This is a genomic window from Mucilaginibacter pocheonensis (assembly GCF_031456535.1).
GTDB classification, from domain to species: Bacteria; Bacteroidota; Bacteroidia; order Sphingobacteriales; family Sphingobacteriaceae; genus Mucilaginibacter; species Mucilaginibacter pocheonensis.
In genome coordinates, this window is the sequence record NZ_JAVDUU010000005.1 from 38140 (window position 1) to 56887 (window position 18748).

Below are 18748 nucleotides of genomic sequence, written 5' to 3' on the forward strand. Positions count from 1 at the left end.
CAAGACAAAAACATAGATAAAGGCGCGATTTTACCCTATAAAAGCACCTGGTTCGGGCGGGCCTATATAAATTTCAGTTTAAAAGAGTGGCATCAACCGTCCATCGGTAAATTTTGCCTGTTGAGCTATTATGATTGACAGGAACCTCTATCTATTAGTAATATTGAGGAATTATACTTTAAATTTAACATCCAATACAACGTTTAATTACGGCCAATGAGCTTAAAATCAAAAAGTAACTTTATAACTATACTTATCCATGTACTTACGTGGATTGTGCTGGGTGTTGTATTGTTCCTGTACCAGCCGCTATCATGGAATATCCAGTTACCTTATCAATTCTGGATAAAACAGGTGCTTGTATTAAGCACGCTGATAGTAGCATTTTACATTAACTCCATCATATTGGTGCCTAATTTTTTATTAAAGCAACGCACCGGAGCATATTTCCTGTTTGTAGTAGTATTGATAACTGTCATTTATTTATTAAATAACTTTACCGACAGATGGCTGAATATGCATCAGTTAATGGAGACGGCATTTCATAAGCATGGCCCGCCAAAACAGCGACGCGGCCATGATTTTGATATTGCCATGATCGCTATCATTGCATTGGTACTTGGTATAAGCACCAGTATTACCGCAATACAAAAATGGCAAAGCGATATACGGCTGCGGGCGGTTTTAGAACAGGACAAAATAAGTTCAGAACTTTCATTCCTGAAGGCACAAATTAACCCGCATTTCTTTTTTAATACCCTCAATAACATTTATGCGCTAACATTGGTTAATGCCGATACGTCACGCAAGGCCCTGCACCAGCTGTCGCGTATGATGCGTTATGTACTGTACGACACGCAGCATGGTACGGCACAACTTAACCAGGAAATAGCATTTATAAAAGATTACATCAGCCTCATGGAACTGCGCCTTACCGATAAGGTTTCCGTAATATTTAATTTACCTGTTCAAATAAATGACACTGCCGTTGCACCTATGATATTTCTACCTTTTGTAGAGAATGCTTTTAAACATGGTATAAGCGCCACCCTGCCCAGCAGTATCTTTATTAGTATTGAGCAACATGCCGGCAAGCTGGAACTTATAGTGAAGAACAGTATATTTAAAGAAAACACCAGCCTGGAAGAAAACAAAGGCATAGGTCTTACCAATACAATTCGCAGGCTCGACCTGCTTTATGCCGACAGGTACGATTTGCTTATTAATGAAGATACTGCTACTAACACTTATTCTGTTCACCTAACCCTCAATCTGTCATGATGTTAAATTGCATAGCGGTTGATGACGAACCTTTGGCGCTTGGCCTGGTCTGCAGTTTTATTGAACAAACCCCGTTCTTAAAACTTACAGGTCGTTATTTAAGCGCGGTCGAAGCATTGGTGGGCCTGCAGGACAATAAGATTGACCTTGTTTTTCTGGACATACAAATGCCAAATTTAAACGGTATTGAACTGGCACGTGTGCTGGATAGCCGGAGCCCTAATAAGCCGCGTGTTATTTTCACCACCGCTTATAACCAGTTTGCCCTGGAAGGCTACAAGGTTGATGCACTTGATTACCTGCTTAAACCTTTTAATTATGAAGAGTTTTTACATGCCGCTAATAAGGCACTAACCTATGTTGAACTGCTGCAACGCTCCAATACAGTTGCACCTTTAGAAAGCGGACAGCATCCGGAGGATGAATATTTGTTCTTGAAGATAGAGTATCAATTGGTGCGCGTTGCCCTTAAAGACATATTATATATAGAGGGCCTTAAAGATTATGTAAAAGTATATTTGCAGGATACTGAAAAACCCTTACTGTCGCTCACAAGCTTAAAAGCGCTGGAAGAAAAACTACCCGCCAAACGTTTTATGCGTGTACACCGCTCTTTCATTGTATCACTTGATAAAATAAACTCCATCACTCGCAACGCCCTGCAAATTGGCAAAGTAAATATTAACGTTGGCGATCAGTATAAAGAAACTTTTGGCCAGTTCCTGAGCAAGTGGATATAATTTACAGGCTATTGTAACTTTAACCTGTTTGACTATCCAATTTAAAAATCATCCGTATTTTAGCAAAAGCAATTTTGCTGGGTTTAATATGTGCGCTATTTTTATATGTGCCCACAAAACCGTTAAATAATAATAGCTAATTTTAATACATGCAAACAGTAACTGTATCCTGGCTAAAATCGCTCGAAGCATTAAATAACGTACCCGAAGACCAACTGCAATGGCTGTTGGATAATAGTGTTGACAATATTTTTGAAGATGGTGAGCTTTTTATGGAACCCGGCGAACCCATGAGCGGCCCTCATATCACGGTTGAAGGCAGCCTGCGTTTTTTCATGATGCAAAGTGGTTTCCGGCGCGAATTTACGGTTGTGGGCCCCGGTAATATTAGCGGCTACCTTCCATTTTCAAGAGGTAAAATATCCAAAGGATATGCGCAGGCCGTTGGCAAGCTGCAATTGCGCAGCTTCAATACTGAGCTGATACCCGAGATGATAAAAAATCATTACGAACTTACACAGGCCCTGGTAAATATCATGACCACCCGTGTACGTGATTTTACTGCCCTGCAGCAGCAAAATGAAAAAATGATGGCGCTCGGTAAATTATCAGCCGGACTTGCACATGAATTAAACAACCCGGCATCAGCCATCGTGCGCGATTCCCTGACATTAAAAAAGCACCTGGAACAGGAGCCGGAAAATGTTAAAATGATATTCTCCATTAAAATGGAACCTGCGCAGGTTGATGCCATCAGCGAAACCCTGTTCAATCTTCTTGACGATAAAAACACAACCCGGTTAAGCCTTAAACAACGCACCCATCGGGAAGATGAAATAATTGAATGGTTTGAGGAACACGGGGTTGAAAACGGATATGACATGGCCGAAAGCTTTGTTGATTTTAATTGCAGCATTGAAACCCTGGAAACTTTTAAAAAAAATGTTTCGGACAATAGCTTACCCCATGTATTGACCTGGATAAGCGATATGCTGATAACTGAAAAAATGGTTCGTGATATTCAGGAATCGGCAAGGCGTATAGCTGAGCTTGTAAGCTCTGTTAAAACCTTTACGCACATGGACCGTGCAAAGGACAAGCAATATGCCGATATACATATAGGCATCCGCAATACGCTAACCATGCTGGGGTACAAGATCAGAAAAGGCAACATTACCGTTGTTGAAGATTTTGATGAAACATTACCCGAAGTAAAAGCCCTTATAGGCGAACTTAACCAGGTATGGACCAACCTGATAGATAATGCCATTGACGCGATGGAACCCGCCGGAAAGGGTACTTTAACTATTAAGACCCGCCGTGACCGTGAGTTTGTGGAGGTTTTTATTGTCGACGACGGACCGGGCGTTCCGGCCGAAATTCAAACAATGATATTTGATCCGTTCTTTACCACTAAAGAAATGGGCAAAGGTACCGGTATGGGGCTTGAGGTTGTACAACGAATTGTTAAACAGCACCGCGGCTCAATCAAAGTAAAGTCGGAACCCGGCCACACAGTATTCAGCGTTTGTTTTTTAATTGACGGATAGCGTGCTGGTATCAGGTAGTTAGTATCAAATATCAAGACAATCTGCGTTTTTAATTTAACCTTCAAAAATCCTGATACTTGATACCAGCTACTCGGATACTTAATAAAATATTAATAATTTTACGTTTAGAAGAACACCCCTATGAGCCGTCCTATAATATTTTCCATTGATGATGACCCGCAGGTACTGCGGTCCATAAGCCGCGACCTCAGGTCGCAGTATGGTAAAGAGTACAAAATATTGAGTACAACATCGGCAAACGAAGCCTTTGAAAGCCTTACCGAGCTTAAAAACAGCTCGGATGTGGTGGCTTTATTTTTATGCGACCAACGCATGCCCGAAATGGAAGGGGTTAAATTCCTTGAAAAAGCCAAAAAAATATTTCCCGATGCTAAGCGCGTGTTACTCACCGCTTATTCTGATACCGAAGCTGCTATAAAAGCTATTAATGACGTGCAGCTTGATTATTACCTCATGAAACCCTGGGATCCGCCAGAGGAAAAACTTTTTCCGGTAATAAATGATCTGCTTGAAGACTGGCAAAATAACTACGTACCCGAGTTTGTGGGCATTAAATTATTAGGTTACCAGTTTTCGCCTCAATCGCACCAGGTGAAGGATTTTTTGGCTGGCAACCTGATCCCCTACCGCTGGTTTGATGTGGAAAAGAATGTAGATGCAGGCAACCTTTTGTCACTAAATAATTTAACTACGGATGACCTTCCGCTTATTATTTTTGAAGACGGCAGCTGCATTGCCAAGCCAACTATAAGGGCCATAGCCGAAAAGCTGGAAAAAAGCCCGCAAACGCTTACGGATGTTTATGATGTGGTGATCATAGGAGCCGGACCGGCAGGCCTGGCAGCGGCTGTTTATGGCGCATCAGAAGGCCTCAAAACCTTATTAATAGAACGGAAAGCGCCCGGCGGGCAGGCCGGTACCAGCTCGCGCATTGAAAACTATCTGGGTTTTCCAGCCGGTTTAAGCGGGGCCGATCTTACCAGGCGTGCTATAAGTCAGGCTATGCGTTTAGGTGCGGAGTTCTTATCGCCCCAATCAGTAAGCGACATCAGGCAAAAAGATGGTTATAAAACCATAATACTTGATGATGGCCCCGAAATTATTAGCCGTACGGTAGTTATTACCACCGGTGTTGACTATCGCAAGCTGGAGGTTAAAGGGGTTGAAAATTATACCGGGGCAGGCATTTATTATGGCGCCGCTACTACCGAAGCAACTGCTTGTACCGGCAAAGAAGTATATGTAATTGGCGGAGGTAACTCTGCAGGCCAGGCGGCTATGCACCTGTCCAAATTTGCTAAAAATGTATACATCATTATCCGCAGGGAAGACCTCTCAGCTACCATGTCGGCCTATTTGATCCATCAGATTGCAGATACGCCTAATATTGAGGTTATACCTTACACAGAAATAGTTGAAGCAAATGGCACCAATTGCCTTGAAGAACTTACCCTGTTAAACTGTAAAACCCAGGAAACGGTAAAAAGGGTAGCCAATGCCTTATACATTTTTATTGGTGCCAAACCTTATACTGACTGGATAAAGCTTGACATTATAAAAAATACCAAAGATTTTATTGAAACCGGTCGCGAGCTGCGCAGTTATGAAGGCTTTGGTAAAATATGGAAGCTTAAACGTGATCCGTTTTTGCTGGAAACCAGCTGTTCGGGCATATTTGCAGCAGGCGATGTACGTGCCGGAGCGATGAATCGTGTGGCATCGGCCGTTGGCGAAGGCTCCATGGCTATTAGCTTTGTACATAAATATTTAGCGGAGATTTAAGAATGGAAAAAGAGGAAGTATGCCAGCACCTGGCTGCTATTACCGATATAAAACAACCAAAGGAGTATGTTTGCGAGGAGTGTGTAAAAACACATTCCTCGTGGATGCACCTGCGTACCTGCCAAACCTGTGGTGTTACCTTATGCTGTGATAGTTCACCAAATACGCATATGACCAAGCATTTTGAGGCAACTGCTCATCCGGTGGTCATATCAGCCGAACCGGGCGAACGCTGGTTATGGTGTTATGCTGATGAACTGGTTATTGGATATTAGATATTAAAATTCGACCTATTCTGAAAGATATTTATCTAATGATATAGGCCCTGAGCCTATAATAGTGAACAATACCAGTAATATCAGGGCCGTAACAGACGGCCACATCATTGCATTTATAGGTTCCTGAAAAATGCCTGTTAAAAATACCGCACCTACAACTATCGGTATCTGAATAATGGATGCCAACCTGGTTAATATGCCTAAGGCTATCAGCACCCCGCCAACCATATGAGCAAAAGTTACATAATAAACCAGTATCATTAAAACGGTCGGCGATAGGTCAATCACATCCTGACTGTCAATTAAGCTTTTCAGGTAAGCAGTATTTTCCATGAATGCTATACCTTTTAAAAGTAAAAATATACCCAATGCAATACGTACCAGATCAAGAATTTTAGGATGATGAGTATCGCCCCAGTTTTCAATTTTATGAACCAAGTTCATGGCAGCCTCCTGTTTTTTTATGGTCAAATTGGTTATAGTAAACAACGGTTCTATGGAGTTAAAACGGTATGTATTACTTTACTAAATATAGTAACAAACTTGTTATAAATGCAAATTGTTTTATTACAACACTACAGCAAATAATTATAGCAGGCAATCCCGGAATAATCCGCGGTGTGGCTTGTAACAAATCATTACATATCATTCTCCTTTAACCATGTCCTCAACATGGCCAAATCTTTTTGCACAGCGGCGGTGAAATCCTTTTTACTTATGGTTAGTTGTTTCGCGCCGTCCTGCGCGCCACCAAGTTCATACTCACAATGTAAACAAAGCGGACCATTTAAGCCATATTGCTTAACTACTTCAAAATACTTTTTAAAATCCACCATGCCATCACCCAGCGGAACACTTTTCACCTGCCAGCGACCGTCTTTTTTCTCCCAGTAAAAATCCTTGATGTTAGTAGTTTTAATATGAGGCACCAGTGGCTGTATAGATGTAGCCCAGGTATCGGCCCCTTCAGTAGTAGCATGTCTTATATCGTATTGACAACCTATCCAGGCCGGATCAAGGTCTTTAAGGGCGAGCCAAAGATCCCAAACGGATGCGCCAAACAAATCGCCCGAGTGATTTTGATAGGCCCCATGCATATGGTATTGTTTGTTTAACTCAGCGAGGCCGGCCAGTTGCCGGGTAATTACCTGTAAGTTTTCAGGAATGCTGATAGCTTTGTTATAATTGAACCAGGCTGTACGGTAATATTTAATACCCAATTCCGACGCCGTTTTTAAAATATCCTGTGCAAATTTCTCATCGGGCTGCTCAATGTTGGTGACAATGGAGTAAACCTTTAAACCTGCTTTTTCAACAGCTGCAACCGCCCTGGGCAAATCAATAGCAACATTTTCGGGCAGTACATGACCATCGGGCCTAACAGTTAGGTCAACGCCATCAAAGCCCATCTGCGCAGCCAGGTTCGCCATATCGGTGTAATTTAGCCAGTGCAGATGCTTTGAAAATATACTTACCCTTATCTTTTCGGCAGAAGAGCTACCGCCAATTTCACTATCATTTAAGGCTAACGGGGTAAATGCGGTTTTCGCAAATGCATTTAAACCAAAAGGGATACCAGCGGTGGCCAGTGCGGCGGCAGTTATAAACCTTTTCCGGCTTATGGATTTCATAGGAACTGTAATTGGTTATGCAATATAGCAAAGCCCCGGCGTAAAAGAAACTCACTTTATTACATAAGTTTTCTGTTGCTCCATGAATTCGGAAGAGAGAATGAGTTTATCTGGAGTATAACTTAATCAAACCCCAAAAACTCCTTTTGTTTCAATACAATAGAACCGAATGCATTATTCCGGTTAATGAATATTGAAATGTGGTAAAAATTATTATCAAACAAATAGATGTTATTCATCGCATCGGCTCCTTGTATGTTCATTTTTAAACCAGCGCTTTTTGCCTGGGTAATTAAATTGAACAAATGCTGTGTGGTTTGTGAGTTATAAACAACAGTACGTAATAAGGAGCCATTCCCTAACTTAGTATATTCGCCTATAATTACAGTTTCCTGTTTTTTATTGGCCGCAACTTTATGTAAATGCTCCATGGTGTTACCATTTACCTCCTGCAGGTATTCATTTTTAAAACCTTTATTCAGTACCAAATAATTATGGGCTTCACTATTGGGAAGGTTTGAAATGTTAATAAGATCATTAAGTGTGATACTTTGACCAAACACATTAATGCAGCAACACGCCAGCAAGACAATCAACAGGTATTTTTTCATTTTTTATAAAATCCGGATGAACTTTTAGCAAGCAGATCAATCACCCGGATGATAGATCTTTTGAACATGTTTAAGCACATCACTTTTATAGAACAATACATCTTTAAACTTACCATCAATAAACCCCTGCGCCTGGTCGGTAAAGTTTTTTGATGCCGGATCAAAAGATTGCCCACCTGTAATAATGCTTTTAGCCTTTATGCGAGGTCCAAACTCAACGGCGGCTACAAAACTATTCCCCGAATAACCATAGCGCTTTTGTGTATTTGCCGTGCGGCTCTGAAACGATGGTAACTGCCCAAAGCCCGATCCGGTTGCACCTACAGGAATACTTGGCAACTTATCATCAAACGTAGTGCCATCAGCAGGGCGCTGGTACCGGTTAATAGTACCCCACTCAATTTTCCATGAACCAAAGCGGCTTTGCAGGCTTTTTAAAACCTCAGCTAAAAAATCAAGCTGCTGCCGCCCATCAGTTTGTGAAAGTTTTTTCACACGTTGGGTAATAAAAGTGCTTTGCTCACTTGTTTGTGGCGGCGGCATGATTCTCATCATCAGGGTTCCCCACTCAATGGCCAGGGTAGTAGCCACAGAGTTTGCCGCGCTGCGCCTGTCCCATTGCCGCAACAACTCCACAGGTTCGGCAAGAGATTGTTTCACAGAGTCGGGAGCGTTGTTATAAGCCTTAAACAACGGAGGCAGCAAATCATCAAAAACAGCCAGATAATGGTCGTACCCCTTTGCTATCAGGTCATCGAGCGTTATATGATTTGCATTCTTTAATAATTTAATAGCGGTGAGTGCCCGGTAGTTTTCTCCGTCAGGAGCCATATAAACCGGGTATTTCTTTTTATCCGGGCTGCTTACCCCTGATGCCGTGTAGGGTGTTGAGTTGCAGTTTTGTATCCAGCCGGTTGCAGGGTTCATATCCGTGATGATATCTTTAAGCTGATGTACGCCCAACCACTCCGTTGCCGAAGTGCTGCCATCAACAGGTAAGCTCCAGTCAAAAGAGGGATTACGTTTTGGGATATAATTGCCATACCAAAATATAATATTTCCCTTATCATCAGCATATACCGTGCTATTTGAGGTGTTTGATACCAGTTCCATCGCCTTTTTATAGTCGGCCAGCGTATTGGCTTTAGTGATCAACCATGACTCAAGCAGTGCATTATATGAACGATTATTGGCTCTTAACGAAAGCCAGTTGCCGTTGCGGCTGCCCAGCACAGGACCATGATGGGTATAATAACCAATGATGTTCTTTTGTTCAAGCCGGTTATCTTTTTTAACATGCAGCATAAGTTTGCGGGCTGTTACCGGTTTAAGCGAGCCATCGTACTCATAATACCATTTACCCTCTTTTTTAACCATCTTTTCGGCGTACAGATCGCCTACATCAGCGTAGCTGCTGGTATGCATCCAGCCGCAATGTTCATTAAAGCCCTGATATATAAAAAACTGACCCCATGTAACTGCTCCGTAGGCATGAAGCCCCTCGTTGCTTACCAGTTCAACCTCGCTACGGAAATAAAATGGAACATGCGGATTAATATACAATAAGGCATGCCCCGAAGCTGACCTCGACGGCGAGATGGCAAAACCGTTCGATCCGGTTTCGCGTTCATTTACCGCGTCATAGAGGTTAGCAGGTTTGTTTATTATGGTTCCCAGTTTTTCGCCTTCACCTGCGTAAAAATCTTTTGTCTCGGCGAGGTTTATGCCGCCCGTTTCCGTTGCGGCTACGCTTCCATCGGTAAACATTAAAGCGTACCAGGGTTCAAACCGTTTAAACACCAGGGGTTTTACCTGAGGATGTTTATACAGGTAATAATTAATACCGTCCGCAAATGCATCCATGAGCTTTTTAAACCCTGGATCACTGGCTTTATAATCCTTAATGGCATCAGTGCTATCAGCTATCAGTTGCAGCTGTACATCAGTATATAAACTATTTTCGCCATCAACCTCGGCTTGCCTACCCAGTTGATCCAGGTAATTGCGTTCAATACCCTTAAAGTTATCCTCACATTGCGAATACATCAATCCAAAAACCACCGCAGCGTCTGTTTTTGCATAAATGTGAGGTACCCCCCATTTATCACGTATAATGGTCACTGTTTTTGCCATCGCTTCGGCACGTTCAATTTCGGGCCGGGTAAATGTTTGGGCAAAAGCTATTACAGGTAAAAATGTTAAAGTAAAGATTATATAAAGTTTCATAGTAACAATATTTTTACCTGTCAAAATGACCTTTTAACAATAAAATTTAAATGATGTAGTTAATAACCGTAAATTTGGCGCTCAAACGTGCAATATATTATAATATACGGGCGTTTTCATTCAATTATCCATAATTGAATATTTAACTGATCAAATCATTGCGCTAACAGCATCATTACAAAGAATAAAATTTTGTTTACCTGACTGTTTGCACTGGTAAATATAAAGAGCTTGGGTAATCATTAAGCATGATATCTGAGATTTAGTTGATACAATATCGTTTGAAATGATATTGCAGTGCGTTCCGGGGTGAGATACGGAACGCATTTTTTAATGAACCCAATGGCTGCGCTCACTGGCCATTACCAGCAACACCATTCGGTTATATGTTTCAAGGCCCCGGGGTTGGTTATTAGCTTTTAAAAAATTATCATAAATAAAGCTGCTAATGGCATTTAGCTTGTTTTCGTATGATAGCCAATAGTTTCTTTCAATTACATAATCCTGATGTACCGCTTTTGATAACCTTGCTTTTAAAGATTTATAAGCTACTGTATCGCGCTGACCCAACGAATACATAAATTCGCTCACAGCCAGGTGATAGGCCGAATAACGTAAAAGCCGGTCATGGGAGTTTACAGCCACTACAAATCCGGCAAAATCAGCCTCATCTTCGGCGCCATAGCCCATTTGGTGCGACATTTCATGGCATGCTACAAAAGGCCGGTTAAAAACAGGCATCTGATAATTGATCTGTGCCTCTGACGTAAAAGGATTATAATATCCTGACGTACCGATAAAATTAAGCAACGGTGTTAATAATGACGGCTTAATACCTGGATGGTAAGAGCGGAAATTTGCTGAGCTGGCAGAGAATGAGTTTATAGCGGTTACCGCGGTTTTATAAATGGAACTGTTTGTTTGCCTCATATCAGAAGTAGTAACCCGTGCCCGGGAGATGTTGGCACTGTCAATCAGTAATTTGGTTACAGCCTGCAGATCAGCGGTTGTAAAAGAAGTATCCTGCAGGCCAAGACGCGCTGCTGCCGATGGCCTGAAATAATTCATCCCCCAAAAAAGATAAAAAGCGAGTATGCCCACTTGTACGCCTATAACCAATCCCAGCAATTGCATACTTACCTGTTTAAATTGCTTTTTAAAGAGCAGCTTAAACAGTTGTATTGTTTTATAAATTAAATACCCAATAACAGCTATGTATAGTATATCGCCCATGCTAAAAGGCAATAAGTTTAAAACGGGATGAAATACGCGGCAAATAAAAATATAAAAGCCCTGGGAATAATAACGCTCGACCAACGCTGGATAAGCAGCCAGCGTCATTAACAAAAAAATAACCAGGGCCAATAATAATATGGCGGCTATTCTTTTAAATAATGGTTTATTATTGGGATTATAACGCATTAGGTTTGTAAATATAGCGCTAATAGTAATTTGTTTTAACAATATTTTACAGGTTGGCGCTGTATAATAAACCTTTGCGTAAAAAAAAAGCCCCTTAGCGGGGCTTTAATGTGATAAGGTTGTAGAAAAAAATTTATTTAACAGAAACGGGGACTTCAAATGTATCCCATTTAAGGCTAAAACCGCCTTTATCAATTTTATAAGTAAGGCTTTCTTGTTTAGGAATGGTTTTTCCTTTAACGGTTACCCGTAACTGATCGTTACTTTCTTTATAGGTGTACGCGCCCCATTGTTTTGGATTTTTATCAAAAATGACGGTCCAGGTACCTTTTTCTGATGGAATCACAAAAAAAGCATATCTGCCGGCCGGAAGCGTTTTGCCTTCAACCTTTATAGCTTTGCTGGTAGTAATGCTGGTAGCCGAATCAGCACCGGCACGCCATACCTTATCATAAGGCACTAAACCGCCTAATATTTTACGGCCTTTTACATAAGGGCTGCCGTACTTAATTTTAATGGTTGAACCAGCTACTACTGCTGTTGTACTATCATGCGGACTTGCAGGCTTTTTCTGGGCAAATGCCATGCTGGTTACAAACAGCGTGACCGCAAACAGTAACACTGCTTTAAGTTTAAATACTCTTCTCATATTTTTCATATTTTAATTGGTATAAATATAGGATGAAATTTGTTTGATTATTCTTTTGTAAATAAAATAAGTCAAATTATTTCATATGATAAATATACAAATAACTAAAACCAAAAGGTATACAGCATTGTTCCATTTTAAGGAAAGCCACACTGCAGTTAGGAATTGACCTTAGGGTTTCATAGCCATAAGGTTAAACAATTGTTGTGGTTTTTTTTAGCTCTTGCCGCAAGGCAGGGGCTTTTTTTGATATATGTTGTTATACATCAATATCTTCCTTCATCTCTTCCCAATAAACTGTTTCGCAATAGATATTATTCTGAATAGCCACCCTGTTTTTTACTTCCTGCAGCTCGGCCTTAATCTCTTCAACAGAGCGGTTGCCGCTTATGGAATGATAATAGATCACATTACCAGTGCGGCTGTTTATAAATTTGTAGTGTTTATCAGCAGGTTTCATGGCGATGGAGCTTATGTAAATATAATAAATAGTGCGGGCATATTGTTTTACCCGGCAGCAAATGTTACAAAGCGAAGCGTGTGTAACATTAAATTAACATTACATTAACAATAATGTGACCTTGGGGAACAAATTAATCTCTACATTTAGCAGCGTTATTATTTACAACTTTAATTGGTTAATTAACTAACGTACAGACATTTGATTTTTACTACTATTTAAACAACATCATAAAGTTTAACTCTATGGCAATTTTTCCAAGTTCAAATCAGATATTTTATGGTTTGTTTAATAAACTCGCTGCCAATGTTGCTGAAATGGCGACCTTACTTAACACAGCTGTAAACTCTGCGGACATTTATGAGCAGAAGTTTAATTTTACCCACATTGATAAGTTAAAAATAAAAAGCTACGAGCTTACCCATCAGATATTTTCAGAATCAGGCAAACAGTTGGTATCGCCATTTCAGCGCAAAGACATGTGTGATCTGGCCGCGGCCGTTGACGATGTGGCTGACAGTATTGCTATGGCATCGCGCAGGATACATTTGTATGATGTGCCCAAACTAACACCTCCCATCATCAGCCTGGCATCCTTAATATTTAAAACAAGTACCGAATTAGAAAAGGCCATTAATGCCATGAGCAACCTGGGCAATTCGGAACAAATATTTGCCCTTTGCGCAAGTATCAAAAAGATGGAATACCAGGCAGATACCGTTTATAACGAAGCTTTTGCCGATTTGCTGGCCAATGAAACTGACGCTATACAGCTCATCAAATATACTGATGTATTTATGGCGATGGAAACCGCAACCGATAGCTGCGAAGATGCAACACTTGTTATTGAAAGCATCCTGATAAAAAACGGATAAGGGTTATTTGCCTTTATCCTTTTCGGCCGGGGTGGCATCAGGTGTTACCATATCATCATCTTTTTCCTTTTCCTTGTTTTCTTTCTTAAAGTCAAGCTTGCCAAATTTATAGCTCAAGCTTATGCCAAACGAGCGTACAGGCACCTGCCTTATGTTTACCTGGCTAAAGTTGCTGCCAAAAGTTGTTGAACGCTGACCTACAAAATTGGCAAACGGATTTGAAGCAGTAAGCCCGAAACTGAACTTTTTGTTCAGGATCATTTTGCGTACGGCAAAATTATAGAACACAAATTTGGGATTAGTTCCCTGGATATCCTTTTGTGAAGACCGGTAATTAGCAAAGAATTCAGCGCTGAGGTCATGCCCAAAGCTATATTGTGCATTCATATTGATACGATAGGCAAAGCCCGTTACACTGGCGCTGCCGGGGTTATTGCTGGTGCGTTGAGAGAACAGCATATTGGAGCGAAGGCTAAATTTATCTGTAACAGGCACCGAAGCATATATGTTTATCCCTTTTCGTATTTGCGAGCCTAAATTATATTGCTGACTTAATGATACATCGTTATAAGTAATGCCATTTATTTCGAGCTCAGAGTAAAAGGTGGTAAACTGCTGTATATCATTTGTGTTACGGCGATAAAATGCTGCTATATTGATATTTGCGCCTTTATCAAATGATTTATTATAACCCAGTTCAAAATTATCTCCGCGCTCGGGTTTCAGGGCGGGGTTACCAGTGCTGATATTGTGCGGATCGCTGATGTTTAAAAACGGGTTCAGGTCGCCATAGTCCGGACGCTGAACACGCCGGGTATAACTGATTTTAACAGACTGACCGCCACCGAGCTTATGCGATAATACCAATGATGGTACCAATATATTATAATTTGGAATGTTGGTCCCCTCAAAATCGGCTTTAGTGGTTGTGTACTCATCGCGCAACCCTGCTTTTACATCCAAAAAATTATGGAATATTGATGCCGAAGCTGACAGGTAATAGGCATATATCTTACGGTCATAAATAAAGCCGTAAGTTTGGTTCGGATTGGGTACAAACACACCGCCTTGTAAGGTATCGGTAATAATGTTATTGTTGATATGGTTAAAATCAAGCTTGGCCCCGGTTTCAAGGGTAAAGTTTTTACTTATCGGGTGTGCGTAATCAACAGAAATATTGGTTTCCCTGTCTTTACCAGGATTATTGTTTGATATGCCTGATGATGGTATTAAGGCGTTTAAATAATCCTGCTGCTGAAACGAGCTGAATGTATTGTTACCGAAGCTCTCGGTATACAACACTTCCAATTCCTGGCCTTCTTTTTCAAACGTTTTTTTATAATTTAAACTAACATCCGTTGAGGTGCCATTAAATTTACTGCTTGAGTTACGGATGCTTTCAAAATCAGTAATGAGGTTGCCAAGTGAATCGATCTTACTTTGACGCTGGTTGCTGATGCCTTTACTGTGATTGCCAAAATGATTAAACCCTATTGATCCGGTAAGGTCATCATGTTTACTGATGTTCCAGGTAAGGTTTAAACCCGACTGGTACCCATTGCGCGTAAAGTTATTGCTACCTTCCTGAAATAACGTTGTTGTATTGCTAAACTTATCAACCGAAGTATTGGTGCGCATATTTGGCGAGTTACTGTTCAATTGTTTGTTACCGCTAAAAAAAGCATTTACACCAAAGTTACCTTTGCGCATATTAAGGTTAAATGATCCGTTTTCACGGCGGGTACCAGCCGAAAGATTTACGCTGCCGTTGATCCCCTCTACCCTGCTATCTTTCAAAATGATGTTTACTATACCACCTGTTCCGGCGGCATCATATTTTGCACCGGGGCTGGTTATCACTTCAATGCTTTTTATCTGGCTGGCCGGGATACTTGCCAGTGCATCTGTAAGGCTGGCGCCAAAAATACTCGATGGCTTTCCGTTTATCAAAAAACGGATATTAGCATTTCCCTGCAGTTCAACATTGCCATCAATATCAACCGTAATTTGCGGCACTTTCTTTAAAATATCAATAGCCACACCACCCTGGGCGCTCAGGTCATTTTGCGGATTATAAACCAGCTTATCTATTTTGCTTTCAACAGTAGGAGTTTTGGCAGTTATGGTTACGCCCTGCAACTGATGTGGCACAGGAGCCAGTTTAATTTCGCCTACTGACACATTATCGCCATCTTTAACAATCACATGTTCAATGGTGGCCCGCTGGTAACCCAAAAAATCGGCGGTAATTTTGTATTCGCCGGGGGGAATATGATCAACCGTAAAATTGCCTTTGGGATCGGTACTTATGCCATTAAAGGGCGATGCCACACCCTGTTTATAAACAGATATGGTTGCATAGTCAACCGGTTGTTTATTAGTGGCATCGGTAACTTTACCACTTATTTTACCTTTAACAACTGAGCTGACCTGAGCTTGTGCGTTAGCAAAAAAAACAATAAACAAAAACGGTATAAAAAGGGCCCTCATTACAATAAACAGATGATTAAGCCACGAATTTGATAAGAAAGATTGGATTAAAACTGAATGTTGTGTCTTTGTTACAATAACGTTAACTGTGTATATATACTTGTTACAAAGCCTAAAATATAAGTACTAAAGTTCCCGCTATGATTAGTAAAGCGCCTGATGCCGTTTTCCAGGTTAGCGGTTCGCCTAAAAATATTACCGACAAAATAATGGCTAAAGCTACGCTTAATTTATCTACAGGCGCTACTTGAGATACCCTGCCTAATTGCAGGGCCTTAAAATAGCAGATCCAGGAAAGCCCGGTAGCACAGCCCGAAAATACGAGGAATATCCAGTTCACTTTGGTTAGGCTGCTTATTCCCTGACTACTCCCTTTAAATAATACAATAGCCCAAGCCAGCATCAATATAACCACAGTACGTACGGCAGTTGCCAGGTCGGTATCTACCCCTTTTATGCCTATTTTGGCAAAAATTGCGGTAAGCGCGGCAAATAGTGCCGAAAGTAAAGCGTATATCCACCACATAGCTTTGTTTTGAGTTGTAATTAATAAGTTCTGGGTGTACCTTTAAGGCACCAAGAACCTATTATTTTACTAAAATACAATCACCAGTCTGTATAAATTCTGTTTTATATTAAATATTAGGCCATCGTTTAAAACGCACTACTTATAACTTAGAAATACAGAATCTGTACAAATTGATTTTTTAGCTTTGAGTAGTATATGAAATTGCACTAACCTGCCTCAGCGTATCTTAAAACGTAAAACGTTCAGCCCAAAATGAAGCTACTGATCATTGAAGACGAAGAAGGCCTGCGTGAAAGTATTGAAGAGTACTTTACCGAAGCCGGTAATATTTGCGAAACTGCTGCCACCTACCAGGCTGCCATAGCAAAGATTGAACTATACCGTTATGATTGTATCCTGCTGGATATTACCCTGCCTGGCGGCAATGGCATCAGCATACTTAAAAAGTTGAAAGAAAATAATTACACCGACGGTGTGCTCATCATATCTGCCAGGAACTCGCTTGACGACAGGCTTGAAGGCCTTGACCTTGGAGCTGATGATTATCTGGTAAAGCCTTTTCACCTGTCAGAACTTAAAGCCAGGGTATCGGCAATTATCAGGCGTAAAATGTATAACGGCAGCAACCTGCTGCTTTTTAATGAGATCAATATTGACCTGCAGGCAAAAACAGTGGTGATATTTGATAAACCTGTTAAATTTACCCGAAAGGAATTTGCCTTGCTCATTTATTTTATTGCCAACAAGGGTAAGGTAATTTCGAAAAACGCCATTGCCGAGCATTTGTGGGGCGATGGCATTGATATGGCCGATAACTTCGATTTTATTTATTCGCACATCAAAAATATCCGTAAAAAACTAATGGAAGCCGGCGGGAACGACTACATACAGGCAGCCTATGGTATGGGTTATAAATTTACCGATAAATGAAACTGCTGGCCCTGTACAATCGAGTAAATGTCATTACTACCATCATTGTAATGTTGATAACAGGCATTTTGTATTATGTTGCCATTAGTTGGATACTGAACGGCCAGAATGACAAGGCGCTGAAGGTAGAGGAGGATGAGATATTTGATTATGTAAAATTGAACCATCAGCTGCCCCAGGTATTCGACTCAAAAGACCAGCAGATCAGTTTTACAGAGGCGCCTGCTAATTCGGTAAAACGCGGGTTTATCAACACCCGGTACCGGAAGGATAAAAATGATTACGAGCCTGGCCGCGGATTGGTTAGTTCGGTTACCGTTAACGGCAAATACTATAAAATACTCATCGTTGAATCAAAAGTAGAAACGGAAGATCTGATCCAGATTATTTTTAGTATTACCATTGGCGTTATTTTGTTTTTATTACTGGTACTGCTTATTGCCAATCGTTTAATTTTAAACCGCTTATGGCAGCCTTTTTATGTTATTTTGAAAGAGCTAAAGCTGTTTAATATTACCGACAACCAGGAAATTCCACAAATAGCTACTAATATTGAAGAGTTTAGTGAGCTTAACCAGGCGGCAACGATCATGACGTCCCGTGCCAAGCATGATTACAAAGATCTTAAAACCTTTACCGAAAACGCGTCGCACGAATTGCTGACGCCCATCGCTGTAATTAACTCCAAACTTGACTCACTAATTCAAACCGAAAATTTTAGCGAAAAGCAAAGTAAACTGCTCACCGACCTGTATACTGCCGTATCAAAATTAAGCAAGCTCAACCAATCACTATTGCTTTTGGTTAAAATTGAGAACAGATTGCTTACCGATCAGCAAAATATCAATTTACACCTGTTGATAGAGGAAATGCTGGCCCATCTGGAAGATATTTTCCTGGATAAACAAATTACCATAACTGCTCAGCTTAATAATAAAGAGATAGTTGCCAATAACTATTTGATTGAAATATTATTGAACAACCTGATCATTAACGCGGTAAGACATAACTACGCAGGCGGGCAAATTGTTATAGATTTAACTGCCGACAACCTGATCATCAAAAACACCGGTGGCAGCACCCCCCTGCCAGAAGAACAAATTTTCACCCGCTTTCATAAATCGTCCGGGTCCGATGGCAGTGGCCTCGGGCTTACCATCAGCAAACAGATCTGTGATAATTTTAACTTTTCACTCAGTTATCAGTTCAATTCCCCTTATCATACATTTATTGTAACTTTTTAACTGCTTAACACACGTACTAAATTTATCCA

17 protein-coding genes are annotated in these 18748 nt (G+C 40.8%); 8 read left to right on the forward strand and 9 right to left on the reverse strand.

The window, feature by feature from the left end; genetic code table 11:
* The first annotated feature begins 216 nt into the window (after window positions 1-216).
* From J2W55_RS23230 to J2W55_RS23250, 5 genes are all read left to right on the forward strand, one after another.
* Entirely contained in the window at window positions 217-1281 is a 1065-nt protein-coding gene (locus J2W55_RS23230) for a sensor histidine kinase (protein WP_310101959.1), read from the forward strand.
* Entirely contained in the window at window positions 1278-2021 is a 744-nt protein-coding gene (locus tag J2W55_RS23235) for a LytR/AlgR family response regulator transcription factor (RefSeq protein ID WP_310101962.1), read from the forward strand. The genes J2W55_RS23230 and J2W55_RS23235 overlap by 4 nt, the downstream gene beginning before the upstream one ends.
* A gap of 149 nt (window positions 2022-2170) precedes the next feature.
* Window positions 2171-3571 carry an ATP-binding protein gene (locus tag J2W55_RS23240; protein ID WP_310101965.1) on the forward strand — a complete coding sequence of 467 codons (1401 nt, stop codon included), beginning with the start codon at window positions 2171-2173 and terminating at the stop codon, window positions 3569-3571.
* 141 nt (window positions 3572-3712) lie between these two features.
* Window positions 3713-5374 carry an FAD-dependent oxidoreductase gene (locus J2W55_RS23245; protein WP_310101968.1) on the forward strand — a complete coding sequence of 554 codons (1662 nt, stop codon included), beginning with the start codon at window positions 3713-3715 and terminating at the stop codon, window positions 5372-5374.
* Window positions 5375-5376: 2 nt separating this feature from the next.
* Entirely contained in the window at window positions 5377-5649 is a 273-nt protein-coding gene (locus J2W55_RS23250; RefSeq protein WP_310101971.1) for a UBP-type zinc finger domain-containing protein, read from the forward strand.
* 15 nt (window positions 5650-5664) lie between these two features.
* On the opposite strand, the gene J2W55_RS23255 is transcribed toward J2W55_RS23250, so the two are convergent.
* The 7 genes from J2W55_RS23255 to J2W55_RS23285 all read right to left on the reverse strand — a co-directional run bounded on the left by J2W55_RS23255 (window position 5665) and on the right by J2W55_RS23285 (window position 12651).
* Window positions 5665-6096, reverse strand: coding sequence for a DoxX family protein (locus tag J2W55_RS23255; RefSeq protein WP_310101973.1), 432 nt, complete (start codon window positions 6094-6096; stop codon window positions 5665-5667).
* 194 nt (window positions 6097-6290) lie between these two features.
* Window positions 6291-7283 (reverse strand): sugar phosphate isomerase/epimerase family protein, encoded by a 993-nt coding sequence (locus J2W55_RS23260; protein ID WP_310101975.1) that lies wholly within the window; start codon window positions 7281-7283, stop codon window positions 6291-6293.
* A 122-nt stretch (window positions 7284-7405) separates the two neighbouring features.
* On the reverse strand, window positions 7406-7894 hold the full coding sequence (locus tag J2W55_RS23265; RefSeq protein WP_310101978.1) for a hypothetical protein: 489 nt from the start codon (window positions 7892-7894) through the stop codon (window positions 7406-7408).
* A gap of 36 nt (window positions 7895-7930) precedes the next feature.
* The gene (locus tag J2W55_RS23270) at window positions 7931-10120 is read right to left on the reverse strand and encodes a penicillin acylase family protein (protein WP_310101980.1); all 2190 of its coding nucleotides are present in this window, start codon (window positions 10118-10120) and stop codon (window positions 7931-7933) included.
* Window positions 10121-10450: 330 nt separating this feature from the next.
* A complete protein-coding gene (locus J2W55_RS23275) occupies window positions 10451-11542 on the reverse strand; it encodes a DUF3810 domain-containing protein (RefSeq protein ID WP_310101983.1) in 1092 nt (363 codons plus the stop codon).
* A 133-nt stretch (window positions 11543-11675) separates the two neighbouring features.
* Window positions 11676-12191: a DUF2911 domain-containing protein gene (locus J2W55_RS23280; RefSeq protein WP_310101986.1), complete on the reverse strand. Its 516-nt coding sequence runs from the start codon at window positions 12189-12191 to the stop codon at window positions 11676-11678.
* 259 nt (window positions 12192-12450) lie between these two features.
* Window positions 12451-12651 (reverse strand): hypothetical protein, encoded by a 201-nt coding sequence (locus tag J2W55_RS23285; RefSeq protein WP_310101989.1) that lies wholly within the window; start codon window positions 12649-12651, stop codon window positions 12451-12453.
* 245 nt (window positions 12652-12896) lie between these two features.
* Here J2W55_RS23285 and J2W55_RS23290 point away from each other — a divergent pair, with 245 nt between their 5' ends.
* A complete protein-coding gene (locus J2W55_RS23290) occupies window positions 12897-13526 on the forward strand; it encodes a DUF47 domain-containing protein (RefSeq protein WP_310101992.1) in 630 nt (209 codons plus the stop codon).
* 3 nt (window positions 13527-13529) lie between these two features.
* On the opposite strand, the gene J2W55_RS23295 is transcribed toward J2W55_RS23290, so the two are convergent.
* Both J2W55_RS23295 and J2W55_RS23300 read right to left on the reverse strand, forming a co-directional pair.
* Window positions 13530-16016 carry a TonB-dependent receptor domain-containing protein gene (locus J2W55_RS23295; RefSeq protein WP_310101995.1) on the reverse strand — a complete coding sequence of 829 codons (2487 nt, stop codon included), beginning with the start codon at window positions 16014-16016 and terminating at the stop codon, window positions 13530-13532.
* Window positions 16017-16128: 112 nt separating this feature from the next.
* Window positions 16129-16542, reverse strand: coding sequence for an EamA family transporter (locus tag J2W55_RS23300; RefSeq protein ID WP_310101997.1), 414 nt, complete (start codon window positions 16540-16542; stop codon window positions 16129-16131).
* A 255-nt stretch (window positions 16543-16797) separates the two neighbouring features.
* Between J2W55_RS23300 and J2W55_RS23305 the strand changes: the two genes are divergently transcribed.
* Both J2W55_RS23305 and J2W55_RS23310 read left to right on the forward strand, forming a co-directional pair.
* Complete coding sequence (locus J2W55_RS23305; protein WP_310102000.1) at window positions 16798-17475, forward strand: response regulator transcription factor; 678 nt, start codon at window positions 16798-16800, stop codon at window positions 17473-17475.
* Complete coding sequence (locus tag J2W55_RS23310) at window positions 17472-18719, forward strand: sensor histidine kinase (RefSeq protein WP_310102004.1); 1248 nt, start codon at window positions 17472-17474, stop codon at window positions 18717-18719. Before J2W55_RS23305 ends, J2W55_RS23310 begins: the two co-directional genes overlap by 4 nt.
* The last annotated feature ends 29 nt before the right edge of the window (window positions 18720-18748 follow it).